We start from the raw sequence: 24426 nt of genomic DNA, 5'->3' as shown, positions 1-24426 counted from the left end.
GCTCCGCCACCGGGTCCCGCGGGCCCCCGCCACCACCGAACACAGGGAACAGACATGTCCGCACCCCGCACGCTCCACCTCAACGCCTTCCTGATGAACGCCGGCCACCACGACGCCGCCTGGCGCCACCCGGACAGCAGCCCCGAGCGCGTCACCGACCTGCGCTACTTCCAGGAACTGGCCCGCACCGCCGAGCGCGGCCGCCTCGACTCCATCTTCTTCGCCGACGGCCTCGCCCTGTGGGGCAAGGCCCGCTACAACGCCCTCGGCGGCTTCGAGCCGCTGACGCTGCTCTCCGCGATCGCCGCCGTCACCGAGCACATCGGCCTCATCGCGACCGTCTCCACCACCTTCAACGAGCCCTTCCACACGGCCCGCAAGTTCGCCTCCCTCGACCACATCAGCAACGGCCGCGCCGGCTGGAACATCGTCACCTCCGGCACCGTCGACGAGGCCCGCAACTTCAACCGGGACGAGCACCTCGAACACGCCGTGCGCTACGAGCGGGCCCGCGAGTTCCTCGACGTCGCCACCAAGCTCTGGGACAGCTGGGAGGACGACGCGATCGTCCTCGACAAGGAACACGGCGTCTACGCCGACACCGACCGGCTCCACCCCGCCGCCCACCGCGGGCAGCACTTCCAGGTCGCCGGCCCCCTCAACGTGCCGCGCTCGCCCCAGGGCCACCCCCTGCTCGTCCAGGCCGGTTCCTCCGAGGACGGCAAGGAGTTCGCCGCCCAGTACGCGGAAGCCGTCTTCACCGCCCAGCAGACCCTCGCCGACGGCCAGACCTTCTACAAGGACCTCAAGTCCCGCCTGGCCCGCTACGGCCGCACCGAGGGCGACCTCCTCGTGCTCCCCGGCATCGCCCCCGTCATCGGCTCCACCGAGGCCGAGGCGAAGGCACTGGAGCAGCAGCTCACCGACCTCCAGGTGCCCGAGTACGGTCTCGCCCAGCTCTCCGGGATGCTCGGCGTCGACCTCACCGGAGCCGATCTCGACGGACCGCTGCCCGAGCTGCCCGAGGAACGCGACATCAACGGCAACAAGAGCCGCTTCACGCTCGTCGCCGAACTCGCCCGCCGCGACGGCCTCAGCCTCCGCGAACTGATCGCCCGCCTCGGCGCCGGCCGCGGCCACCGCGTGTTCGCCGGCACCCCCGAGCAGATCGCCGACCAGCTGGAGGAGTGGTTCACGCAGGGCGCCGCCGACGGCTTCAACATCATGGCGCCCGTCCTGCCCACCGGGCTCACGGACTTCGTCGACCACGTCGTGCCGATCCTCCAGCGGCGCGGCCTCTTCCGCACCGAGTACACCGGCGCCACCCTGCGCGAGAACTACGGCCTGCCCCGGCCCGCCAACCGCTACGCGAAGGGAACGGCATGAACGATGTCCCGGCCGACGTCCTCGTCGTCGGCGGCGGACCGGCCGCCACCTGGGCCGCCCTGAAGGCCGCGGAGGAAGGAGCCCGCGTCGTCCTCGCCGACAAGGGCTACTGCGGAACCAGCGGCGCCACCGCCGCCGGCGGCACCGGCGTCTGGTACGTCCCGCCCGAACCCGCCGCCCGGGAGGCCGCCATGGCCTCCCGGGAGGGCCTCGGCGGCTACCTCGCCGACCGGCGCTGGATGGCCCGGGTCCTCGACGAGACCTACGCGCGGATGAACGAACTGGCCGCCGAGGGCCGCTACCCCTTCCCCACCGGCCCCGACGGACAGCCCCTGCGGGGCGGCCTCCAAGGCCCCGAGTACATGCGGCGGATGCGCATCCGGATCCGCCGCGCCGGGGTCCGGATCCTCGACCACAGTCCGGTCACCGAGCTGCTCACCGACTCCGCCGGAGCCGTCGCCGGAGCCGCCGGCTACCGCCGCCAGGCCCGCGAGCACTACCGGGTCCGGGCCGGCGCCGTGGTCCTCGCGACCGGCGGCTGCGCCTTCCTCAGCGGAGCGCTCGGCACCAACACCAACACCGGCGACGGTGCGCTCTTCGCCGCCGAGGCCGGGGCGGAGCTCTCCGGCATGGAGTTCTCCAACGCCTACGGCATCGCCCCCGAGGGCACCTCCGTCACCAAGACCGCCTTCTACTCCTTCGCCACCTTCTACGGGGAGGACGGCAACCTCCTGGAGGGAGCCGCCAGCCAGGGCGGCCGCTCGGTCATCGCCCGCGAACTCCTCACCGGAGCACGGGTTTTCGCCCGGCTCGACCGCGCCGACGAGGCCGCCAGGGCGGCGATGCGCCGGGCCCAGCCCAACTTCTTCCTCACCTTCGACCGGCTCGGCATCGACCCCTTCACCGACCGGTTCGCCGTGACCCTGCTGGCCGAGGGCACCGTACGCGGCACCGGCGGCATCCGGATCACCGGCGACGACTGCGCCACCGGGGTCCCCGGGCTGTACGCCGCCGGGGACGCGGCCACCCGCGAGGAGATCTGCGGGGGCTTCACCGGGGGCGGCAGCCACAACGCCGCGTGGGCGATCTCCTCCGGCAGCTGGGCCGGGCGGGGCGCCGCCCGGCACGCGCGGACCCTCGGCTCCGGCAGCGCCGCCGCCCGGCGGGTCGGCGGGGCCGGGGGAGCGGGGCTCCGCCCGACGGGGTCCGCCGCCGCGCCCCTCGACCACCGCGAAGCCGTGGAACTCGTACAGCGGGAGGTGCTCCCGTACGACAAGAACTACCTCCGGCACGGGGAGGGTCTCGCCGGGGCGCTGCGGGCCCTGGACGACGGCTGGGCGCAGCTGCGCGCGCGCCTCCACGGCGAGGGGGCCGACCTGGTCAAGGCCCGGCAGGCGGCGGCCATGACGGCGCACGCGCGGTGGATGTACGCCTCCGCGCTGGCCCGCACCGAGTCCCGGGGCATGGCCCGCCGCCTCGACCACCCGGAGCAGGACCCGGCCCAGCACCACCGGATCCTCTCCGGCGGGCTCGACCGGGTGTGGGCCGGGCCGGCGGCCGCGTACGGGACGGGGGTGGCGGTGTGATCGAGCTGGTCTCCGCCGAGCGCTGCATCGCCTGCGACAAGTGCGTCGAGGTCTGCCCCACGGACGTCTTCGAGCGGGGCCCGGACGGGATCCCGTTCCTGGCCCGGCACGAGGACTGCCAGACCTGCTTCCTGTGCGAGGCCAACTGCCCGGCCGACGCCCTGTTCGTGTCCCCGCTGACCCGGCCGCTGCCCGACGACCCGGCCGTACGGGACGAGCCGGCGCTGGCGCGCAGCGGACTGCTCGGCAGCTACCGCCGCGAGATCGGCTGGGGGCACGGCCGCACCCCCGGCTCGCTGCGGGCCGTCGGGCCGTCGCTGGGCGGCCCGGGGAGGCCGATCACCTCCTGAGGCAGGGCGCGCGGTCCGCCGGAGTGCTGCCCTCCGGCGGACCGTCCGCGGGCCCCGGCTCGGGCGGTGCGGCTCAGACGGTGAGGACGATCTTGCCGCGGGTACGGCCCTTGGCGCTCAGTTCCCAGGCCGCGGCGGCCTCCGCGAGCGGCAGGACGTGTTCCACGTTCACGGTGAGCCGGCCCGAGTCGGCGAGTTCCGCGAGGGCGGTGAGGTCGGCCGTGTCGGCGCGCGCCCAGATGTGCTTGGCGCCCTTGGAGCCGGCGTCGTTGTCGGCGATGGAGATCACCGGGGCGCCTTCGCGGACCACGGACTGGAGCAGTTCGACGCCGCCCTCGCCGTAGAAGTCGAGCCCGGCGTCGACGCCCTCGGGGGCCAGTGCGCGGATCCGGTCGGCGACCCCGTCCCCGTACAGCACCGGTTCGGCGCCGAGGGTGCGCAGGTAGTCGTGGTTGTGGGCGCCCGCCGTGCCGATGACCCGGGCGCCGAGGGCGACCGCGATCTGCACGCCCAGCGATCCGGTGCCGCCCGCGGCGGAGTGGATGACGACGGTCTGGCCGGCCGAGACCCCCGCGCGGGTGATGGCCTGGTAGGAGGTGAGCCCGGCGAGCGGGAGGCCCGCGGCCTGTTCGAAGGTCAGCTCGCGGGGCTTGCGGGCGAGGGTGCGGACGGGGGCGGCGACGTACTCGGCGTAGGTGCCGAGCTGCACCCATTCCTTGCGGACGTAGCCGTAGACCTCGTCGCCGACGGCGTAGTCGTCGGTGTCGGGGCCGACGGCCTCGACGACGCCGGCCACGTCCCAGCCGGGGATGACGGGGTGGCGGACTTCGAGCACCTGCCCGAGGAATCCCGCGGCGAGCTTCCAGTCGACGGGGTTGACGCCGGCGGCCTTGACGCGGATGAGCACCTCGCTGGGGCCGACCTTGGGTTCGGGGGCGTCAACCAGTTCTAACCGGGTGGGAGTTCCGTACGCGTGGTAAGTGATTGCCTTCATGGTCATCCCAACCCGGGGGCCACGGAGGCTATTCCGCTTCTCCGCCCGCACCCCGTTCCGCCTCCGGGTCCGCGCCCGACCGGGCTTCCCCTTGTCCCCGCCGCCGGACGAACGCCCTTCAGGCGGGCAGGGTGTTGCGGTGGGAGCGCCGCCGGGCGGCGCTGAGCAGGGCCTGGATCTGGGCGCCGGACTGCTCCACGTCGTCCAGCGGCGAGGGGAAGGGCAGCCGCACGTCGCGGTGGCCGCGCCGCTCCTCCAGCCGCAGGGTGATGCCGTACCGGTCGAGGGCGAGCGGCAGGGCGCGCACGACGGCGCCCGAGGGCAGGGGCCGGACGAGCCGCAGCAGCAGGGTGACGAGCTCGGGGTGGTCGTCGAGGAGGTGCGTGAGCATGCCCGCCTCGTACGGGGCGAGCGGATCGGGCCAGGCCTCGTCCAGCTCCTCCAGCCCGATGTACGAGGTTCCCTCCGCGGTCTCCAGGACCGCCTGTCCGTACTCCACGCAGGTGCTGTCCCCGCTCGCGGACTCCTCGCCCGCGTACGGGGTGAGCAGGCGTCCCAGTACGGTGACGCGGGCGCGTACCCGGTCGCGGACGGGGGTGGGCGCGATGTCGGTGAACTCCAGGCGGATCGCGGGGCGTTCGTCGTCCTCGGGGGAGACCGGGTGGCCGGCGGCCGGCGCGGCCGGGTGCAGGTGGAGCCGGCCGAGGACGTCGCCGCCGTCGAGCTGGCGCACCTCGCTGCGCACGCCGTCGACGACCACCGTCATCGAGTGGGCGGCGGCCAGGATGGACCGGACCCGCTCGGCTTCGGTGGGCCGGGCGGCGGGCTTGGCGTCGGAGGCACCGGGCAGGCGCATGCGGATCTCTCCCTCTCGGAGCGAGTTAGGTATGCCTAACCTAACCTATTCGGTTGTCCGGGAGTACCCCGCATGCCAGCCGCCCGAGTGCCTCGGCGATCCGTTCGGGCGCGAAGCCGAGGGTGTGCCGCTGGAACTGGTAGACCTCCGGAGCCAGCGGACTCAGCAGCACGTCCACGCTGGCATCGGGGTCCGCCGCCCCCGCCGCCGCGAGCAGCCCCCGCACGTGGGCGCGCCACTGCCCGTACGTCGCCCCCGCGAACCGGGCCGGCCCCGGCCGGGTCCCCAGGGCCAGCGGAAGGTGTCGCTCCAGATGCTGGACCGCGGCGGTGTAGAAGGCCGTCAGCCGCTGCGCCGGAGGCGCCCCGGGCCCCAGCGGGGGCGGACCGTAGGCGAGACGGCCCTGGAGGATCCGCTCGTGCTCGTCGAGGAGCGCGGCGGCGACGGACGCGGGATCCGGGAAGCGGCGGTAGAGGGTGGCCCGGCCCACCCCGGCGGCCTTGGCGATCTGGTCCATCGTCACGGAGCGGGGCTCGCGTTCCGTGAACAACTGCTCGGCGGCCGCCAGGATCTGGGCCCGGTTGCGGACCGCGTCGGCCCGCTGCCGGGACCGGGCGAGCGGGACCCGGGTGCCGGGGCGGGGAGCCGGCCGACGCACGGCGCCGGCGCCCGAGATGTCGCGTACCGTACGGACCTCGTCGCCATTGGTCATGTCGGCGACCCTACGTGCTTCGTGTCGGTGTTGGGCTGAACGGGTGAAACGCGAGAGGATGGACGGATGCACATGAAGCGCACGGCCGAGGCGGCCCGGTGAGCAGGTACGACGTCACGGACGAACAGTGGGAGGGACTCGCGCAGGTGGTACCCCTGCGCAGTCGCAACGAATGGCCCTCCCGGGTGGACCACCGCACCATCCCGAAGGCTCCCGGGGCGGTCGCGGCGGAACAGCGGCGCTTCGTGGTGATCCGGGTCCAGATCTTCGCCGACGCCCGCGAGGTGGCGGAGTACCTGATCGCCCAGATCCCCGTCCTGCTGGACCTCACGGGCGCGGACGGCGAAGTGGCCAAGCGGATCCTCGACTTCAGCAGCGGTGTGGTCTTCGGGCTGGGCAGCGGAATGCACCGGGTCGACCGGAACGTCTTCCTGCTGGCCCCGGTCGGCACCGAGGTCGAGGGCATCGCGGCCGCGGCCGTCCCCCGATCGTAGGAAGGTCGCGGCGGCGGAACGGTTCGCCGGGTCCACGGGTGGTCCGGCGGCCCGTACGGTCCGGCCATGGACGTCACCCTGGACGCGCGACGGCCCCCGGCCGCCGCGACCGACACCCCCACCATCCCCACGACCGGCATCCCCGCGGCCGGCTCCTCCGCGACCCGCGTCTCCGCGCCCGCGACGGCCGGCGGTCCCACGGCCCCCGCACGCCCGGCCGCCTCGGAGCCCGCGGCCCGGGCCCACCTGCGCCCGACCGTCACCGAGTTACGGCTCTCCGCCTTCGCGGCGCACCGGGCCGCGGTCTTCCCGCTCGGGCCCGTCACCCTCTTCGCCGGACCGAGCGGCAGCGGCAAGTCCCAGGCCCTGGCCGCCTACGAGGCCCTGGCCGGACTCGGCTGCGGACGCCCCCTCGACGACGTGTTCCCCGACCCCGCCGCCCGCGTCCCCGAACGGGCCCTCCCCGACGCCGACGGGCGGCGCGGATTCCGGATCGGCTGCACCGTCGACGGCCCGGCCGGCCCCGTCCGCCTCGACCTCGCCGTGCAGGCCGAGCCCGAGCTGCGCGTGGTCGGCGAACGCCTCTCCCAGAACGGCGAGATCCTCCTCAGCACCGCCCTGCGCGACCCCCGGCGGCGCTCCGTCCAGGCCGGCTGGCTGACCGGCGGGGCCGTCGGCGTGACCCGCGCCCCGCTGCCCGACGACCGGCTCGGCACCGCCCTGCTGCCCCTGCGCGTGGCCGGGTCCACCGCCGGGCAGCGCCGCGTCCTGGCCGCCGCCGAACAGGTGGTGGTCGCGCTGCGCTCGGTGTTCCCCTGCGACCCCCGCCCCGAGCGGATGCGCGGACCCGTCACCCCCGGCGAGGGACGGCTCCGCCGCGACTGCGCCAACCTGGCCGACGTCCTGCGCCGGACCCGCCACGAGTGCGGCACCCGGCACGCCCTGCTCGCCGGGGCGGCCCGGACCGGGTGCGCGGGCCCGGTGGCCGCGCTCGACGTACGGGTCTGCGACGGCGCCGACGACGCCGGCGGGGGCGACGGGGCCTTCGGCGTGTTCGCCGGGGCGGGAGCGGGACTCGTCACGGGCCTGCTGGACCGCGGCCCCGGCCGGCCCGCCACCGAACTCGGCCGGCTCGGCGCGGGCGAACTCCGCTTCCTCGCCCTGGCCCTGGTCCTGCTCACCGGCCCCGGGGTGCTGGCCGTGGATCCGGCCGCCGAACTCCTCTCCGCCCGGCAGGCGCTGACCGTGCTCGCCGACGGCCTCGACCGCGGGCTCGACCGGCGGCAGAGCGCCGAACTGCTGCGGCTGGCCCTGCTGTCCGGCGGGCGCGGCCACATCCGGCTGGTCGGCTCCGTGGGCGAGGACACCGCGGGAACCGCCCGTGGGCTCCCGGGCGTCTCGGTGGTACACCTGTCCCCATGAACGCCGTACCCACCAACGCCGCACCCATGGACGACGCACAGGGCGCCGGGCGGGACCCCGGGCAGGACACCGGACAGGAGGCCGGGCAGGACACCGGGCAGGAGGCCGGCCGGGAGGAGCGGCTGTACCGGCTCCAGCGGCGGCTGGCCGCGTTCGCCGACGCCCGGGGCTGGGGTCCTTACCACACGCCGAAGAACCTGGCCGTGGCCCTGAGCGTGGAGGCGTCCGAACTGGTCGAGATCTTCCAGTGGCTGACACCGGAACAGTCGGAAGTGGTGATGGAAGAGCCGGAAACCGCGCACAAGGTGGCCGACGAAGTGGCCGACGTGCTCGCGTATCTCCTGCAATTCTGTGAGGTCCTGGGGGTGGATGTGCTGGATGCGCTCGCCGCGAAGATCGAGAGGAACGAGGTCCGCTTTCCGGTGACCGGAACCCCGACCACTCATCGTCACTCTTCGGAGTGATGGCGTCGTCCACAACCACGTTTTGTGTCCACAGATTTCCGAATACCCCTGGCTTTACTGGCTCGTTGCCTTCACTCTGGGTAGTGAAGAACGGCGGGATGTCGTGCGGACGGGGGACGGCATATGGATGCGGTACGGCTCATCGCGGCCGGCCGGCACGCGCTGGCACAGAGCGGGGCTGCGTGGGACATCGTGGGCGAGGCCTGGCAGGCCCAGGCGCTCGCCCAGGGCATGGGGAGCTGGCTGGCGGTCACCGGGCCGCCGGAGCTGAGAGCGGAGGCACGGGGCCTGGGTGAAGCGGGAGGCAGAGGCTGCGGGGTGATAGACCGGGCCGCCCTGCGCGGTGAGGGCACCGCACCGCAGCAGCCGCCGCGGGCGGCGCAGCTGACCGGGGTAGCGGATGTGAGACAGGCGCTCCTGGGACTCCAGGCACTGCTCGGCGAGGTGGGCATAGCGCTCGTCGGGGTGGCCTGCGGGACGGACGACGAGAGCCTGTACTGGCAGTCCATAGAGTCGATCGACGCGGCCGACGAGTCGAGCGACCGGGTGCGGGCGCTCCTGCGCCGGATGACCGTCCGGGAACGGGGATCCGCTTCGGGCGTGGCCTGACGGCGCGTTGCTGACGGCGGGGTGCCAACGCCGGGGCCGGCTCGGCGGGGCGAGCCGCACGGCGGGCGTGGGTCTGGCGCGCGCGTGGGCCTCGCATGGGCGTGGGTCTCGCGCGGGCTGGGGTTCGTGTGGGGTCCCGCCGCGCGCGACGGGACCCGGCACGGTCGGAAGGACCGGCTCTCAGTGCCGCTCGCCCTCGTACGTGTGGTGGCCCGGGGTGCCCGGGGCCGTGCGGTCCGCGGAGTGCTGGAGGTCGGCGTCGAGCTGCGACAGGTCGGCGTTCAGCGCCGCCATCAGCTCCTCCATCTGCTGGAGCAGTCCCTTCGGCGCGCCGCCCTGGGCGGGTACCGCGGAGTCCTGGCGTGCGTGGTCGTGTGCTGCCTGTCCGGTCGGTCCGGTCTGTCGGCGGGTTTCCGGCACGGCCTCGTGGGACATGGCGGCCTCCTCGGCCCTGGCCCTTCCCAGCGGGAAGGGGGCGGTGGACGCACCGGACGACGAGCCGCCGGCGCGCGGGCCGGGCGGTCCGGCTCCGTCCGAGCCAACGATCCCCATCCGTGCTGGTCACTGGCGGGGCAGGGGGCGCCCCGTCCGGTTGACGCAGATTCACCCGGCAGGGGTCGTGGGCGGGCAGGATGGGGGGCATGGATCTTCGCATTTTCACCGAACCCCAGCAGGGCGCCAGCTACGAGACCCTCCTGACCGTCGCCAAGGCCACCGAGGACCTGGGCTTCGACGCGTTCTTCCGTTCGGACCACTACCTGCGGATGGGCTCCGCCGACGGCCTGCCCGGCCCCACCGACGCCTGGATCACCCTTGCGGGCCTGGCCCGCGAGACCAAGCGGATCCGGCTCGGCACGCTGATGACGGCCGGCACCTTCCGGCTGCCCGGCGTCCTCGCGATCCAGGTGGCGCAGGTCGACCAGATGTCCGGCGGCCGGATCGAGCTGGGCCTGGGCGCCGGCTGGTTCGAGGAGGAGCACAAGGCGTACGGCATCCCCTTCCCGGCGGAGCGGATGTCCCGGCTGGAGGAACAGCTGGCCATCGTCACCGGCCTGTGGGCCACCGAGCCGGGCGCCGCCTTCGACTACCGGGGCACGTACTACCAGGTGGAGAACTCGCCCGCGCTGCCCAAGCCCGCGCAGGCCAAGGTGCCCGTCCTCGTCGGCGGCCACGGCGCGAAGCGCACCCCGCGCCTCGCCGCCCGCTACGCGGACGAGTTCAACATGCCCTTCGCCTCGATCGAGGACAGCCGCCGGCAGTTCGCCCGGGTCCGGGAGGCCGCCGCCGCGGCCGGCCGCAAGGCCGACGAACTCGTCTACTCCAACGCCCTCGTCGTGTGCGTCGGCAAGGACGACGCCGAGGTGGCCCGCCGGGCCGCCGCCATCGGCCGCGAGGTGGACGAGCTGAAGGCCAACGGCCTGGCCGGCTCCCCGGCCGAGGTCGTCGAGAAGCTCGGCACCTACGCCGCCATCGGCTCCTCCCGCGCCTACCTCCAGCTGCTCGACCTCGACGACCTGGACCACCTGGAGCTGATCTCGGCCCAGGTGCTGCCCCAGCTCGGCTGAGCCGGACGGAGGACCACGTGCCCCGCGCGACCGGCCCGCTCGCCGAAGCCCTCGCCCGCCGGACCGTGCTCCTGGACGGCGGGCTGAGCAACCAGCTCGCCGACCAGGGCTGCGACCTGTCCGGCGGCCTCTGGACGGGCCGGGTCCTCGCCGAGCGCCCGGACCAGGTGGAGGCCGCCCACACGGCGTACGCGCGGGCCGGCGCCGAGGTGCTCATCACCGCGAGCTACCAGATCGGCCCCGGCCACCCCCGCGCGGCGGGCCTGCTGCGCCGCGGCCTCGCCCTGGCCGGTGCCGCGGCCCGGGCGGCGGACCACGAGGTCTGGGTGGCCGCCTCGGTGGGCCCGTACGGGGCGGTACTGGCGGACGGCTCCGAGTACCGGGGACGGTACGGGCTCACCCCGCGCGAACTGGCCGCCTTCCACCGCCCCCGGATCGAGACCCTGCTGGAGTCCGGCCCCTCGGCGCCGGACCTGCTGGCCCTGGAGACCGTCCCGGACACCGACGAGGCCGAGGCCCTGCTGCGCGTCCTGGCCGGGACCGGGGCGCGGGCCTGGCTGAGCTACACCGTCGCGGCGGGCCGCACCCGGGCCGGCCAGCCCCTCCCCGAAGCCTTCGCGCTCGCCGCCGAGGCCCCCGAGGTGATCGCGGTCGGCGTCAACTGCTGCGATCCGGCGGACGTGCTGCCCGCCCTCCAAGCGGCGGCCGCGGTGACGGACAAGCCGCTGCTGGCCTACCCGAACGACGGCTCCGTCTGGGACGCGGCCCACCGGACCTGGCGCAGCCCGCCCGCCGGAGCGCCCTGGCCCACCGGAGCCTGGCAGCGCGCCGGCGCCCGGCTGATCGGCGGCTGCTGCCGGATCGGCCCGGACCGCATCGCGGGACTGCGGTCCGCCCTGGGCGCCGGGCCGCCCCGCTGACCGGCCGCGGCCGCCCCCCGGCCGGTACGAAAAGCAGTGTGCGCCGGGCGGGCCGCGCCACATACTGAAGCGCATGTTCCTGACGATCAGCGCGACCGGCACGACCGGGAAACCTGCCACTGACCTGGGCTTCCTGCTGCACAAGCACCCCGGGAAGGCGCAGCGGTTCTCCACCTCCCACGGCACGGCCCACGTGTTCTACCCCGAAGCCACGACCGAGCGGTGCACGGCCGCGCTGCTGCTGGAGGTGGACCCCGTCGCCCTCGTGCGGCGCGGTCAGGGCAAGGGCCGCGGCGGAGCTCCCGACGCCGCTCTCGCGCAGTACGTCAACGACCGCCCGTACGCGGCCTCCTCGCTGCTCGCCGTCGCGCTCAGCGCGGTGTTCCGTACCGCCCTCAAGGGCGTGTGCGCGGCCCGGCCCGAGCTGCCCGGCCGGCCGCTCCCGCTGCGCGTCGAGATCCCGGCGCTGCCCGCCCGGGGCGGCGCGGAACTGGTGCACCGGCTGTTCGGCCCGCTCGGCTGGGAGTCCGTACGGACCGAGCCGGTCGCGCTCGACGAGCGGTTCCCCGAATGGGGCGACAGCCGCTACGTACGGCTCGTGCTGGAGGGCGAGCTGAAGCTCGACGACGCCCTGCGCCAGCTGTACGTCCTGCTCCCGGTGCTCGACGACGCCAAGCACTACTGGATCGCCCCCGACGAGGTCGACAAGCTGCTGCGCGCCGGAGACGGCTGGCTGGCGGGGCACCCCGAGCACGCGCTCATCACCGCCCGCTACCTGGCCCGCCACAAGCGGCTCACCCAGAACGCCCTGGAGCGCCTGGAGCTGGCCCGCCTGGCCGAGGCCGACGGCAGCGAGGTGGAGGAGCTCGACAACGCCGTCGACGAGTCCCGGGACACCGAGGACCGCCCGGTGCCGCTCGCGGTGCGCCGGCGCGACGCGATCCTGGCCGCGCTGCGCGACGCCGGGGCGGCGCGGGTCCTCGACCTGGGCTGCGGCCAGGGGCAGTTGCTCCAGGCGCTGCTGAAGGACGCCTCGTTCACCGAGGTCGTCGGCGTCGACGTGTCGATGCGGGCGCTGGGCACGGCCGCGAAGCGGCTGCGGCTGGAGCGGATGGGGGAGCGGCAGAGTTCCCGCGTCCGGCTGCTCCAGGGTTCGCTCGCCTACACCGACAAGCGGCTCGCCGGGTACGACGCGGCCGTGCTCAGCGAGGTCATCGAACACCTCGACCTGCCGAGGCTGCCCGCGCTGGAGTACGCCGTCTTCGGCGCCGCCCGCCCCCGCACGGTCCTCGTGACCACCCCGAACGTCGAGTACAACGTCCGCTGGGAGTCGCTGCCCGCCGGGCGGGTCCGCCACCGCGACCACCGCTTCGAGTGGACCCGCGAGGAGTTCCGGACCTGGGCCGGTCAGGTCGCCGAGCGGTACGGGTACGGCGTCGCCCACCTGCCCGTCGGGGACGACGACCCCGAGGTCGGACCGCCGACCCAGATGGCCGTCTTCACCAGGGTGCAGGACACCGCGCGGGCGCAGGATCCCCCGCGCACGACCGGCACCGGCACCACCGAGACCACCGGCACCACCGAGACCACCGGCACCACCCGGACCCCGAAGGAGGGCGAGGCGGCATGAGCGTCACCGAGACCCCGCGCGACACCCGGCGCGTGCTTCCCGTCACCGACCTGTCCCTCGTCGTGCTGATCGGGGCCACCGGATCGGGCAAGTCCACCTTCGCCCGCAAGCACTTCAAGGCCACCGAGGTGCTCTCCTCCGACACCTGCCGGGGGCTCGTCGCCGACGACGAGAACGACCAGAGCGCCAGCAAGGACGCCTTCGAGGTCCTGCACCACATCGCCGGCAAGCGCCTCGCCGCCGGGCGCCTCACCGTCGTGGACGCCACCAGCGTCCAGCCCGAGGCGCGCCGGGGGCTGATCGCCCTGGCCCGCGAGCACGACGTACTGCCCATCGCCATCGTGCTCGACATGCCCGAGGCGGTCTGCGCCGAGCGCAACGCCGCCCGCCCCGACCGGGCCGGACTGCCGCGCCGGGTCATCCAGCGGCACCGCAGCGAACTGCGGCGCTCGCTGCGCGGCCTGGAGCGCGAGGGCTTCCGCAAGGTGCACGTCCTGCGCTCCGTGGAGGAGGCCGAGACCGCCGAGGTGGTGCTGGAGAAGCGCTTCAACGACCTCACCCACCTCACCGGCCCCTTCGACATCATCGGTGACATCCATGGCTGTTCCTCGGAGCTGGAGACCCTGCTGGCCAAGCTCGGCTACCGCGAGGGCGTCCACCCCGAGGGCCGCACCGCCGTCTTCGTCGGCGACCTCGTCGACCGGGGCCCGGACAGCCCGGGCGTCCTGCGCCGGGTGATGGGCATGGTCAAGTCCGGCCACGCCCTGTGCGTCCCGGGGAACCACGAGAACAAGCTCGGCCGTTACCTGAAGGGCTCCAAGGTCCAGCACACCCACGGCCTCGCCGAGACGGTCGAGCAGCTCGGCCGCGAGCCCGAGGAGTTCGTCAAGGAGGTGCGCGCGTTCATCCAGGGGCTGGTCAGCCACTACGTCCTCGACGGCGGCCGGCTGGTGGTCTGTCACGCCGGGCTGCCCGAGAAGTACCACGGCCGCACCTCCGGCCGGGTCCGCTCGCACGCGCTGTACGGCGAGACCACCGGCGAGACCGACGAGTTCGGCCTGCCCGTGCGCTACCCGTGGGCCGAGGACTACCGCGGCAAGGCCGTCGTGGTCTACGGCCACACCCCCGTCCCGGACACCACCTGGATCAACAACACCATCTGCCTGGACACGGGAGCCGTGTTCGGAGGCCGGATGACGGCGCTGCGCTGGCCGGAGCGCGAACTGGTCGACGTACCGGCCGAGAAGGTCTGGTACGAGCCGGTCAAGCCGCTCGTGGCGGAGGCGCCGGGCGGGCACGACGGCCGGCCGCTCGACCTCGCCGACGTCCACGGCCGGCGGATCGTGGAGACCCGGCACCTGGGCAACGTCGGCGTGCGCGAGGAGAACGCGGCGGCCGCGCTGGAGGTCATGAGCCGTTTCGCCGTGGACCCGCGACTGGTGCCGTACCTGCCGCCGACCATGGCGCCGACCGCGACCTCCCGGGAGGAGGGCCACCTGGAGCACCCGGCCGAGGCGTTCACCCAGTACCGCGCGGACGGCGTCGAGCGGGTCGTGTGCGAGGAGAAGCACATGGGTTCGCGCGCCACCGTCCTGCTGTGCCGGGACGCCGGAGCGGCCCGCGAGCGGTTCGGGGTGGAGAGCGGGGTCACCGGCTCCCTCTACACCCGCACCGGCCGGCCCTTCTTCCAGGACCCCGCCGTCACCGAGGAGTTCCTCGGCCGGCTGCGCGCGGCGGTGGACGCCGCCGGGCTCTGGGAGGAGCTCGGCACGGACTGGCTGCTGCTCGACGGGGAGCTGCTGCCCTGGTCGCTGAAGTCCACCGGCCTGCTGCGCAACCAGTACGCCGCCGTGGGCGCGGCGGCGCGCGCCGTGTTCCCGGACGCGGTGGCCGCACTGGAGGCGGCCGCGGCCCGCGGCGTCGAGACGGGGCCGCTGCTGGAGCGCCAGCGGGACAGGGCGGCCGACGCGGCCGCCTTCACCGAGGCGTACCGGCGCTACTGCTGGACCACCGACGGGCTGGAGGGCGTACGGTTCGCGCCGTTCCAGCTGCTCGCGGCGGCCGGGCGCTCCCTGGCGGCGGTACCGCACGACGAGCAGCTGGCCTGGCTGGACCGGCTCGCCCTGGCGGACGAGGACGCCGGCACCGGCCTGCTGCGCCGCACCGGCCGGATCTTCGTGGACACCGGGGACGAGGCGTCCGTGCGGGCGGCCACCGACTGGTGGCTGGAGCTGACCGCGGCGGGCGGTGAGGGCATGGTCGTCAAGCCGCTCCAGGCCTACGCCCGCGACGGCAAGGGCCGGCTGGTCCAGCCCGGCGTCAAGGTCCGCGGCCGCGAGTACCTGCGGATCATCTACGGTCCGGAGTACACGCGCCCCGACCACCTGGAGCGGCTGCGCGGCCGGTTCCTCGGGCACAAGCGCTCCCTCGCCCTGCGCGAGTACGCGCTGGGGCTGGAGGCACTGGACCGGCTGGCGGCCGGGGAGCCGCTGTGGCGGGTCCACGAGGCGGTCTTCGCCGTCCTCGCCCTGGAGTCGGAGCCGGTCGACCCCCGGTTGTAGGGCGCGTGGTGAAAGGGGCGCAGGGCCCGAAGGGCCGGCGGGACCCCCGCCACACGGGCGGGGCCCGGACACGGTCCGGGGCCCGCCCGGCCGTGACGGGCCCCGCCGTCAGCGGGGTGGGGCGCTCGCGGCGAGGCGGGCGAGGGCGAGGGCCTCGGGCGTGCCCTCCTCGGCGCTGAACACGTGGACGACCAGGCCCGTCTCGCCCGGTACGGCCGGGACGTGCAGGGTCTCGAAGTCCAGGGTGAGCAGGCCGGCGACCGGATGCCGCAGCCGCTTGCGCCCGGCCGCGCACATCGTGACCTCGCCGGTGGCCCACAGCCGCCGGAAGTCGGGGCTGAGCAAGGACAGTCCGGCGATGAGCCCGGCCAGTTCCGTGTCCTCGGGGTAGCGCCCGGAGGCGACCCGCAGCTGGCCCACGGCCTCCGCCGCCCGCGCCTCCCAGTCGGGGTGGACCTCCCGGGAGGCGGGGTCGAGGAAGAGGTAGCGGGCGTTGTTGCGGTCCCGGCGCTCCGGGTCGTCCACCCCGCCGATCAGCTCCGCGCCCAGCCGGTTCCAGGCCACCACGTCCGTGCGGTGGTTGCTCGCGAAGACCGGGAGGTCGTCGAGGGAGGACAGGAGCCGCCGCAGCGAGGGTCCGATCCGTGCCGTGGGGGCGGGGCCGCGCCGGACCGAGGTCAGGTTGGCGAGGTGGCCGCGCTCCGCCGGGTCGAGGCGGAGTGCCCGCGCGAGCGCGTCGAGGACCTCGGGGGAGGGCTGGGTGGCCCGGCCCTGTTCGAGGCGCACGTAGTAGTCGACGCTGATCCCCGCGAGCTGGGCGAGCTCCTCGCGGCGCAGGCCGCGGACCCGCCTGCGGGCTCCTCCGTCGATGCCGACGTGCTCGGGGGCGACGCGCGCCCGCCGGGCGCGCAGGAACTCGCCGAGCGCCCGCCCGGTGTCGGCCGCCCCGGCCGCGGGCCCGGCCGCGGCCGCCGCGGCGATGACGGCTCCGGCCGTACCGCCCGGTCCGTTCACGCGTTCCATCCGGTCCACAGCCCCCATGTCCTCAAGTATGCCTGGCCCTCCCAGTACCAGGAATGACGGTCCGTCGGTCGCGGGGGGTTCTGGCTACGGGGCCGCGCCCGGGAGACCGTTGAGCCATGAACGAATCCATGCCTGCCCGGCCCAAGAAGATCCTCATCGTCACCGCCCACCCCGAACCCCTTTCGCTCACCAACGCGTTGGCGTCCTTCGCGGCGCAGGAGCTGCGCGCCGCGGGCCACGAGGTGCGGGTGTCCGACCTGTACGCGATGAAGTGGAAGGCTGCCGTCGACGCCGACGACTTCCCCGACCACCCGGCGGACGCTCCGCTGCGCGTGACATCCGCCTCCAAGCAGGCCACCCGGGAAGGCCGGCTGTCGGCGGACGTCGCGGCCGAACAGGAGAAGGTGCGCTGGTCGGACGCGGTGATCCTGCACTTCCCGATGTGGTGGTTCTCGACTCCCGCGATCATGAAGGGCTGGATCGACCGGGTGTTCACCAGCGGGTTCGGCTACGGGCCGCAGCTCCCCACGCCGTATGGCGAGGGCGCCGTGCTCGGCGGCCGGCGGGCCCTGCTGTCGGTGACGCTCGGCGCCCGCGAGTCCTCGTTCTCCGACCGCGGCATCCACGGACCGCTGGAGGAGGTCCTCCACCCGTTGCAGCACGGCCTGTTCTGGTTCACCGGCATGGAGCCGCTCGAACCGTTCGCCGTGTACAGCGCGGACGAGCTGTCGCCGGACCGGTTCGAGGAGGCCGAGGCGGCGTACGGGGAGCGGCTCGCCGGGCTGTTCACCGACGGGCCCGTCCCCTACCGTTCGCTCGCCGGCGGCGGCTACGACCGCGCGATGCGGCTGCTGCCCGGCACGGAGGAGCCCGGGACGAGCGGAGTGGGGATGCACACCGGGCCGCGCGGCACTGCCTCCGGCCCCGTACACGCGACGCCCTCCAAGTAGGCCGTATGGGGGAACTTCCGGGGTGAAGCCCCGGGAAACCCCCGGCGGGATCGTTCATCCAGGGCAGCGGAATGTCCGCGACCCTGGAAGGACGGAACGTCACTTATGAAGATGACCGCGCGCGGAAGCCTTGCGGCGCTCATGACCTGTATGGCCGCGGCAGGTGCGGCCTCCCCGGCCGTCGCCCAGTCGGTTCCGGTGGGCGTCCCGCTGGACGCCGTGGAGACCACGCTGGGCCTGCCCGTCCCGCACGTGGCCACCGGGGTCCCCGTACCGGTCGTCGGCGCCCCCGAGGCGCCCCGTCACCACACGGGGGACCTGCTCCCGACCCCACTGCTCCCGGTGGTGCCCATCGCCACCGAACTCGGGGACACGCGTATCGCCTCGCCGGTGCCGAACCTCGCGGGCACTCCAGAGACGGACGGCGAGGGCTCCCTGGAATCCCCGGCGACGACCCTGCAGGCCCGGAGCCCCGGTGCGATCGTCGGCGCCCCGCTGACGATGCCGGACGGCGCCAACTACGGGATCCCGAACCTGACCACGCCGAAGCTGGGGCTGACCACGCCGGAGCTGATCGGCGCCCCGGCGGCCCTCCTCGGCCTGAGCTGAGACCGCCCCGCTCCGGCGCGTTCGAAAACCCGCCCGGTCTGGGAACGTGTAGGGCATGGGATTCCATGTCGACTCCGAGACCGGGCGGCTCCGCCGCGTCATCCTCCACCGGCCCGACCTGGAGCTGAAGCGGCTCACACCGAGCAACAAGGACGCGCTGCTCTTCGACGACGTCCTGTGGGTGCGTCGGGCCCGCCAGGAGCACGACGGGTTCGCGGACGTCCTGCGCGACCGGGGCGTGGCCGTCCACCTGTTCGGCGACCTGCTCCGCGAGTCCCTCGACATCGTCGAGGCCAGGAAGCTCGTCCTGGACCGGGTCTTCGACGAGAAGGAGTACGGGCCGCTCGCCACCGGCCACCTGAGAGCGGCCTTCGACGGGCTCTCCTCGGCCGACCTCGCCGAGGCGCTCGTCGGCGGCATGACCAAGCGGGAGTTCCTGGAACGGCATCCCGAACCGGTCTCGGTGCGCTTCCACGCGATGGACCTCGACGACTTCCTCCTCGGGCCGCTGCCCAACCACCTCTTCACCCGCGACACCTCCGCCTGGATCTACGACGGCGTGTCCATCAACGCGATGCGCTGGCCGGCCCGGCAGCGCGAGACCGTGCACTTCGAGGCGATCTACAGGCACCACCCGCTGTTCACCGGCTCCGGCGCCTTCCACTACTGGTCGCAGGGGCAGTCCGACTACCCCTCGACGATCGAGGGCGGGGACGTGCTCGTCATCGGGAACGGCGCCGTGCTGATCGGGATGAGCGAGCGCACCACCCCGCAGGCGGTGGAGATGCTCGCCCGGGGCCTGTTCGCGGCCGGCTCGGCGACGGTCATCGTCGCGCTCGACATGCCCAAGCGGCGGGCCTTCATGCACCTCGACACGGTGATGACGATGGTCGACGCGGACACCTTCACCCAGTACGCGGGCCTCGGCATGCTCCGCTCCTACACCATCCGCCCGGGCGAGGGGGCCGGCGAGCTCCGGGTGAGCGACCACGCGCCGGAGCACATGCACAAGGCGATCGCGGACGCGCTCGGGCTCGGCAAGATCCGGGTCCTCACGGCCACACAGGACGTGCACTCGGCGGAGCGCGAGCAGTGGGACGACGGGTGCAACGTGCTGGCCGTGGAGCCGGGGGTGGTCGTCGCGTACGAGCGGAACGTCACCACCAACACCCACCTGCGCCGGGAGGGCATCGAGGTGATCGAGATCCCCGGCAGCGAGCTGGGCCGCGGGCGGGGCGGGCCGCGGTGCATGAGCTGCCCGGTCGAAAGGGACGCCGTCTGAGGTCCGGCAGGGGGCTGTATATCAATACAGAGGATCGTATAGACTTCCAGCATTCCCTGTCAGCGTCACCCTGGAGAGTCCCCCATGGCCACCGACCTCTTCGGCCGCAGTTTCCTGAAGGAGCTCGACTTCACCGCCGCCGAGTTCCGCGGTCTGGTCGAGCTGGCCGCCGGACTCAAGGCCGCCAAGAGGGCCGGGGCCGAGGAGCGCCGCCTCCTGGGGAAGAACATCGCGCTGATCTTCGAGAAGACCTCCACGCGCACCCGCTGCGCCTTCGAGGTGGCCGCCGCCGACCAGGGCGCCCGCACCGTGTACCTGGACCCGTCCGGATCCCAGATGGGGCACAAGGAGTCCGTCCGCGACACGGCGCGCGTCCTCGGCCGGATGTTCGACGGGATCGAGTACCGGGGCGACCGCCAGGACGCCGTCGAGGAGCTCGCCGCACACGCCGGCGTGCCCGTCTTCAACGGCCTCACGAACGACTGGCACCCCACCCAGATGCTCGCCGACGTGCTCACCATGACCGAGCACGGCACCAAGCCCCTGGAGCGGACCGCCTTCGCCTACCTCGGCGACGCCCGCTTCAACATGGGCAACTCCTACCTGGTGACCGGCGCGCTCCTGGGCATGGACGTACGGATCGTCGCGCCGAAGGCCTACTGGCCGGCCGAGGCCGTCGTCGCGCGGGCCCGCGAGCTGGCCGCCGCCTGCGGGGCCCGGATCACCCTCACCGAGGACGTCGCCGAGGGCGTGGCCCAGGCCGACTTCGTGGCCACGGACGTCTGGGTCTCGATGGGCGAGCCCAAGGAGGTCTGGGCGGAGCGGATCGAGGCGCTGGCCCCGTACGCCGTCACCATGGACGTGCTGCGCGCGACGGGCAACCCGGACGTGAAGTTCCTGCACTGCCTGCCCGCCTACCACGACCTCGGTACGGAGGTGGCGCGGGAGGTGTTCGAGCGGTACGGCCTCGACTCGCTGGAGGTCACGGACGAGGTGTTCGAGTCCGCGCACTCGGTCGTCTTCGACCAGGCCGAGAACCGGCTCCACACGATCAAGGCCGTCCTGGTGGCCACGCTGGCGAAGCCGGTCGCGCGGTCGGTCGCATAGTCATGCGCGGGGGTGCGGGATGCGGACCTCCGCGCCGGCCGCGGCGCGCGCCGCGAGGGTGAACCACACGGCCTTGCCGCGTTCGGTGAGCCGGTGGCCGCAGGAGGAGCTCAGCGTCCGGATCAGCAGCAGGCCGCGGCCGTGTTCCTGCCAGGGGTCGGGGTGCGTGTCGTCCGGGCGGGCCGTCAGATCGCCCGGCGGGTCCGGGTCCCCGTCATGGACCTCGACCTGACAGCCGGTCGGCAGCAGCTCCACGACGAGCTCGATCCCCGCGCCCTCGGCGGTGTGCTCCACGGCGTTGGCCACCAGCTCGGCCGTCAGCAGTTCCGCGGTGTCGCTGTCGGCGGCCGGCCGGGCCTCCGTGAGCGCGGTCCGCACCAGGGCCCGGGCGAGGGGCACGGCGGCGGCCGTGTGCGGGAGGGCGATCCGCCAGGCGGAGGGATCGGGCACGGGGGTTCCTCCGTTCCGTGGGCGTACGGCTGGGCGGGTGTGCGGGCGGGGGCCGTCCCGGCGGGCAGGGGGTCGTCCCGGTGTGCGGCGGGAGATCCCGCCGGTGGCGGAACGGGGAACTCCCGCTTTCAACCATACGAACCCCCGCCGCGGACCCGTAGGGCACCCCGGCCGAACGGCAAGGGACCACCGTCACCACGGGCCGGGACCTCCGGCACCCGTATGCCCGCGATCCATCTGTCGCGTTTCTGTGACGATGGTCACGACTCGGTGATACCGTCGGTTCCGTGAGCCCCTTCACCGGTTCCACACCAGCGACCGAACGGTGGCGCCACCTGCGGGTGACCCGGCAGGACGGCGTGGCCACCGTCACCCTCGACCGCCCCGAGAAGCTGAACGCGCTCACCTTCGGCGCCTACGCCGACCTGCGCGATCTGCTCGCCGAACTGTCCCGCGAACGCTCCGTGCGCGCCCTCGTCCTGGCCGGAGAGGGACGCGGCTTCTGCTCCGGCGGAGACGTGGACGAGATCATCGGCGCCACCCTCGCCATGGACACCGCCGAACTCCTCGACTTCAACCGGATGACCGGCCAGGTCGTGCGGGCCGTCCGCGAATGCCCCTTCCCGGTGATCGCCGCCGTGCACGGGGTGGCCGCCGGAGCCGGAGCCGTCCTCGCCCTCGCCGCCGACTTCCGGATCGCCGACCCCACCGCCCGCTTCGCGTTCCTGTTCACCCGGGTCGGACTCTCCGGCGGCGACATGGGCGCCGCCTACCTGCTGCCCCGGGTCGTCGGCCTCGGCCACGCCACCCGGCTCCTGATGCTCGGAGAGCCCGTACGCGCCCCCGAGGCCGAACGCATCGGGCTCCTCAGCGAACTCGTCGACGAGGGCAAGGCCGACGCCCGGGCCGCCGAACTGGCCGCCCGGCTCGCCGCCGGACCCGCCCTCGCCCACGCCCAGACCAAGGCCCTGCTGACCGCGGAACTCGACATGCCGCTGGCCGCGTCGGTGGAGCTGGACGCCAACACCCAGGCCCTCCTGATGCACGGCCAGGACTACGCGGAGTTCCACGCGGCCTTCACCGGGAAGCGCCCGCCGGAGTGGAAGGGCAGGTAGCCACATGGCAGCGAGCGCCCTGCGGGTGGCCGTCCTCGGCGGGGGACCGGGCGGCCTGTACACGGCCGCACTGCTCGCCCGGCAGGGCCACCGCGTCGAGGTGTGGGAACGCCGGGCCCCCGACGACACCTTCGGCTTCGGCGTCGTCCTCTCCGACGAGACCCTGGGCGGCATCGAACGGGCTGACACCGTCGTCCACGCCGCCCTCGGCGCCGAGTTCGTCCGCTGGGACGACGTGGACGTCGTGCACCGCGGCCGGCTCCTCACCTCCGGCGGCCACGGTTTCGCGGCGCTGGGCCGACGCCGGCTGCTGGAGATCCTCCACGAGCGCTGCGCCGGACTCGGAGTGCGGCTCCGCTTCCGTACCGGCGCCCCCGACGCCTGGGCCCTCGCCGCGACCCACGACCTGGTGGTCGCCGCCGACGGGGTGCACAGCGCCACCCGCACCAGCGGCGCCGCGCACTTCCGGCCGACCGTGACGGAAGGACGCTGCCGCTACATCTGGCTCGCCGCCGACTTCGCCTTCGACGCCTTCCGCTTCGAGATCGCGGAGACCGAGCACGGCGTGATGCAGCTGCACGCCTACCCGTACTCCCGCCCGACGCCCGACGACCACCGCGCACCGGGGCCCGCAGGGCCGCGGATCCGGTCCGGCGCCTCCACCGTGATCGTCGAGATGCGCGAGGAGGTGTGGCGGGCCGCCGGGTTCGACCTCTGCGACGAGGAGGAGTCCGCCGCCCGCTGCGCCAAGACCTTCGGCGAGGCCCTGCGGGGACGGCCCCTGCGCGGCAACCGCTCGGCGTGGACCCGATTCCCCACCGTCGTCTGCGGCAGCTGGTCGCACGGCAACGTCGCCCTCGTCGGAGACGCCGCGCACACCGCCCACTTCTCCATCGGCTCCGGCACCAAACTCGCCGTCGAGGACGCCCTCGCGCTCGCCGAGGCACTGGCGGCGGAGCCCGCCGTCCCGCAGGCCCTCGCGGCCTACGAGGAGGCCCGCCGCCCCGCCGTGGCCAGCACCCAGCGGGCGGCCGCCGCCAGCATGCGCTGGTTCGAGGACATCGAGGGCTACGTCGCCCAGCCCGCCCGGCAGTTCGCCTTCAACCTCCTCACCCGCAGCCGCCGCGTCACCCACGACAACCTCCGGCTGCGCGACCCCCGCTTCACCCGCGCCGTGGAACGGGACTTCGGCTGCCCGCAGCCGGACCCGCAGACCCCCGGGGGCGCGGGAACACCGCCGATGTTCACCCCGTTCACCCTGCGCGGGCTGACCCTGCGCAACCGGGTCGTCGTCTCGCCCATGGACATGTACTCCGCGCGGGACGGGGTGCCGGGGGACTTCCACCTGGTGCACCTGGGCGCGCGGGCCCTCGGCGGCGCCGGACTCGTCATGACCGAGATGGTCTGCGTCAGCGCCGAAGGCCGCATCACCCCCGCCTGCGCGGGCCTGTGGACGGCCGAACAGGCCACCGCCTGGAAACGGATCGTGGACTTCGTCCACACCTCCGCCCCCGGCGCGGCCCTCGGCGTGCAGCTCGGCCACTCCGGCCGCAAGGGCTCGACGCGCGTCATGTGGGAGGGCATGGACGAACCGCTCCCGCAGGGCAACTGGCCGCTCGTCGCGGCCTCCGCGCTGCCCTACCGGCCGGGCGTCTCCGCCGTCCCGCGCGCCCTGACGCGCGACGACCTCACGGCGATCCGCTCCGAGTTCGCGGCCGCCGCCGTACGCGCCGCCGACTGCGGCTTCGACCTGCTGGAACTGCACTGCGCGCACGGCTACCTGCTGTCCGGCTTCCTGTCCCCGCTCACCAACCACCGCGACGACGCCTACGGGGGCTCCCCGGAGAAGCGGCTGCGGTTCCCGCTGGAGGTCTTCGACGCGGTCCGCGAGGTCTGGCCCGAGGACCGCCCGATGACGGTCCGCCTCTCGGCGACCGACTGGGCCCCCGGCGGCACCACGCCCGAGGAGGCCGAGGGGATCGCCGCCGCCTTCGCCGCGCACGGAGCCGACGCCGTCGACGTCTCGACGGGCCAGGTGGTGGCCGACGAGAAGCCCGAGTACGGGCGCTCCTACCAGACCCCCCACGCCGACCGGATCCGCAACGCCCTCGGCGTCCCGGTCATCGCGGTCGGCGCCATCTCCTCCTGGGACGACGTCAACTCCCTGCTCCTGGCCGGCCGCGCCGACCTGTGCGCCGTGGGCCGCCCGCACCTCTACGACCCGAACTGGACCCTGCACGCGGCCGCCGACCAGGACTACGCCGGCCCGGCCGCCCCCTGGCCCGACCCGTACCGGGCCGGCAGCCGCAAACCCCCGACGGGCCGGGGCTGACCGCGCCCG

At 74.2% G+C, this 24426-nt stretch carries 23 protein-coding genes; 17 read left to right on the top strand and 6 right to left on the bottom strand.

Going from position 1 to position 24426, the window contains the following annotated elements; translation table 11 throughout:
* Positions 1–54: 54 nt before the first annotated feature.
* From AC07B0_RS28165 to AC07B0_RS28155, 3 genes are read left to right on the top strand one after another with little or no spacing between them, the layout of a single operon-like run.
* Entirely contained in the window at positions 55–1386 is a 1332-nt protein-coding gene (locus AC07B0_RS28165) for an LLM class flavin-dependent oxidoreductase (RefSeq protein WP_356880948.1), read from the top strand.
* Positions 1383–2972, top strand: a complete 1590-nt coding sequence (locus AC07B0_RS28160; protein ID WP_478899161.1) for an FAD-dependent oxidoreductase — start codon at positions 1383–1385, stop codon at positions 2970–2972. Before AC07B0_RS28165 ends, AC07B0_RS28160 begins: the two co-directional genes overlap by 4 nt.
* Complete coding sequence (locus AC07B0_RS28155; RefSeq protein ID WP_356880952.1) at positions 2969–3322, top strand: ferredoxin family protein; 354 nt, start codon at positions 2969–2971, stop codon at positions 3320–3322. Before AC07B0_RS28160 ends, AC07B0_RS28155 begins: the two co-directional genes overlap by 4 nt.
* A 73-nt stretch (positions 3323–3395) precedes the next feature.
* Here the strand turns inward: AC07B0_RS28155 and AC07B0_RS28150 are convergent, their stop codons facing one another.
* From AC07B0_RS28150 to AC07B0_RS28140, 3 genes are all read right to left on the bottom strand, one after another.
* Entirely contained in the window at positions 3396–4316 is a 921-nt protein-coding gene (locus AC07B0_RS28150; protein WP_356880954.1) for an NADP-dependent oxidoreductase, read from the bottom strand.
* A gap of 118 nt (positions 4317–4434) precedes the next feature.
* Entirely contained in the window at positions 4435–5172 is a 738-nt protein-coding gene (locus AC07B0_RS28145; RefSeq protein WP_356880956.1) for a DUF2470 domain-containing protein, read from the bottom strand.
* A 40-nt stretch (positions 5173–5212) separates the two neighbouring features.
* The gene (locus AC07B0_RS28140; RefSeq protein WP_478899160.1) at positions 5213–5884 is read right to left on the bottom strand and encodes a TetR/AcrR family transcriptional regulator; all 672 of its coding nucleotides are present in this window, start codon (positions 5882–5884) and stop codon (positions 5213–5215) included.
* A 98-nt stretch (positions 5885–5982) separates the two neighbouring features.
* Between AC07B0_RS28140 and AC07B0_RS28135 the strand changes: the two genes are divergently transcribed.
* From AC07B0_RS28135 to AC07B0_RS28120, 4 genes are all read left to right on the top strand, one after another.
* Positions 5983–6378: a cell division protein SepF gene (locus AC07B0_RS28135; RefSeq protein WP_356880960.1), complete on the top strand. Its 396-nt coding sequence runs from the start codon at positions 5983–5985 to the stop codon at positions 6376–6378.
* Between the two features lie 66 nt (positions 6379–6444).
* A complete protein-coding gene (locus tag AC07B0_RS28130; RefSeq protein WP_478899159.1) occupies positions 6445–7800 on the top strand; it encodes an AAA family ATPase in 1356 nt (451 codons plus the stop codon).
* A 122-nt stretch (positions 7801–7922) separates the two neighbouring features.
* Complete coding sequence (locus tag AC07B0_RS28125) at positions 7923–8264, top strand: nucleotide pyrophosphohydrolase (RefSeq protein WP_478899178.1); 342 nt, start codon at positions 7923–7925, stop codon at positions 8262–8264.
* Between the two features lie 123 nt (positions 8265–8387).
* Positions 8388–8873, top strand: a complete 486-nt coding sequence (locus tag AC07B0_RS28120) for a DUF6099 family protein (RefSeq protein ID WP_356880964.1) — start codon at positions 8388–8390, stop codon at positions 8871–8873.
* Between the two features lie 180 nt (positions 8874–9053).
* On the opposite strand, the gene AC07B0_RS28115 is transcribed toward AC07B0_RS28120, so the two are convergent.
* A complete protein-coding gene (locus AC07B0_RS28115; protein WP_478899158.1) occupies positions 9054–9308 on the bottom strand; it encodes a hypothetical protein in 255 nt (84 codons plus the stop codon).
* A 206-nt stretch (positions 9309–9514) separates the two neighbouring features.
* Between AC07B0_RS28115 and AC07B0_RS28110 the strand changes: the two genes are divergently transcribed.
* The 4 genes from AC07B0_RS28110 (at position 9515) to AC07B0_RS28095 (ending at position 15549) form a co-directional block, all read left to right on the top strand.
* Positions 9515–10438, top strand: coding sequence for an LLM class F420-dependent oxidoreductase (locus AC07B0_RS28110; RefSeq protein ID WP_356880966.1), 924 nt, complete (start codon positions 9515–9517; stop codon positions 10436–10438).
* A gap of 17 nt (positions 10439–10455) precedes the next feature.
* On the top strand, positions 10456–11358 hold the full coding sequence (gene mmuM, locus AC07B0_RS28105; protein ID WP_478899157.1) for a homocysteine S-methyltransferase: 903 nt from the start codon (positions 10456–10458) through the stop codon (positions 11356–11358).
* A gap of 73 nt (positions 11359–11431) precedes the next feature.
* Positions 11432–12988: a 3' terminal RNA ribose 2'-O-methyltransferase Hen1 gene (locus AC07B0_RS28100; RefSeq protein ID WP_478899156.1), complete on the top strand. Its 1557-nt coding sequence runs from the start codon at positions 11432–11434 to the stop codon at positions 12986–12988.
* Complete coding sequence (locus AC07B0_RS28095) at positions 12985–15549, top strand: polynucleotide kinase-phosphatase (RefSeq protein WP_478899155.1); 2565 nt, start codon at positions 12985–12987, stop codon at positions 15547–15549. Before AC07B0_RS28100 ends, AC07B0_RS28095 begins: the two co-directional genes overlap by 4 nt.
* A gap of 108 nt (positions 15550–15657) precedes the next feature.
* Here the strand turns inward: AC07B0_RS28095 and AC07B0_RS28090 are convergent, their stop codons facing one another.
* Positions 15658–16590, bottom strand: coding sequence for a helix-turn-helix transcriptional regulator (locus tag AC07B0_RS28090; protein WP_478899154.1), 933 nt, complete (start codon positions 16588–16590; stop codon positions 15658–15660).
* 98 nt (positions 16591–16688) lie between these two features.
* Between AC07B0_RS28090 and AC07B0_RS28085 the strand changes: the two genes are divergently transcribed.
* The 4 genes from AC07B0_RS28085 to argF all read left to right on the top strand — a co-directional run bounded on the left by AC07B0_RS28085 (position 16689) and on the right by argF (position 20520).
* Positions 16689–17522, top strand: coding sequence for an NAD(P)H-dependent oxidoreductase (locus AC07B0_RS28085; protein WP_356880976.1), 834 nt, complete (start codon positions 16689–16691; stop codon positions 17520–17522).
* Between the two features lie 111 nt (positions 17523–17633).
* Positions 17634–18131: a hypothetical protein gene (locus tag AC07B0_RS28080; protein WP_469379366.1), complete on the top strand. Its 498-nt coding sequence runs from the start codon at positions 17634–17636 to the stop codon at positions 18129–18131.
* 55 nt (positions 18132–18186) lie between these two features.
* Positions 18187–19413 (top strand): arginine deiminase, encoded by a 1227-nt coding sequence (locus tag AC07B0_RS28075; RefSeq protein ID WP_356880980.1) that lies wholly within the window; start codon positions 18187–18189, stop codon positions 19411–19413.
* An 84-nt stretch (positions 19414–19497) separates the two neighbouring features.
* Positions 19498–20520 (top strand): ornithine carbamoyltransferase, encoded by a 1023-nt coding sequence (argF, locus tag AC07B0_RS28070; RefSeq protein ID WP_469379361.1) that lies wholly within the window; start codon positions 19498–19500, stop codon positions 20518–20520.
* Here argF and AC07B0_RS28065 read toward each other — a convergent pair whose 3' ends face one another.
* Positions 20521–20970: an ATP-binding protein gene (locus AC07B0_RS28065; RefSeq protein ID WP_356880984.1), complete on the bottom strand. Its 450-nt coding sequence runs from the start codon at positions 20968–20970 to the stop codon at positions 20521–20523.
* 287 nt (positions 20971–21257) lie between these two features.
* On the opposite strand from AC07B0_RS28065, the gene AC07B0_RS28060 reads away from it, so the two are divergent.
* Together AC07B0_RS28060 and AC07B0_RS28055 are read left to right on the top strand one after the other, a co-directional pair.
* The gene (locus tag AC07B0_RS28060) at positions 21258–22085 is read left to right on the top strand and encodes an enoyl-CoA hydratase family protein (RefSeq protein WP_281209128.1); all 828 of its coding nucleotides are present in this window, start codon (positions 21258–21260) and stop codon (positions 22083–22085) included.
* A gap of 4 nt (positions 22086–22089) precedes the next feature.
* Entirely contained in the window at positions 22090–24417 is a 2328-nt protein-coding gene (locus tag AC07B0_RS28055; RefSeq protein WP_478899153.1) for a bifunctional salicylyl-CoA 5-hydroxylase/oxidoreductase, read from the top strand.
* Positions 24418–24426 lie beyond the last annotated feature (9 nt).

Source organism: Streptomyces sp. NPDC044704, from assembly GCF_056433525.1.
The sequence above is the reverse complement of the archived record's forward strand: the minus strand, read 5'-3'. Positions and strand labels throughout refer to the sequence as shown.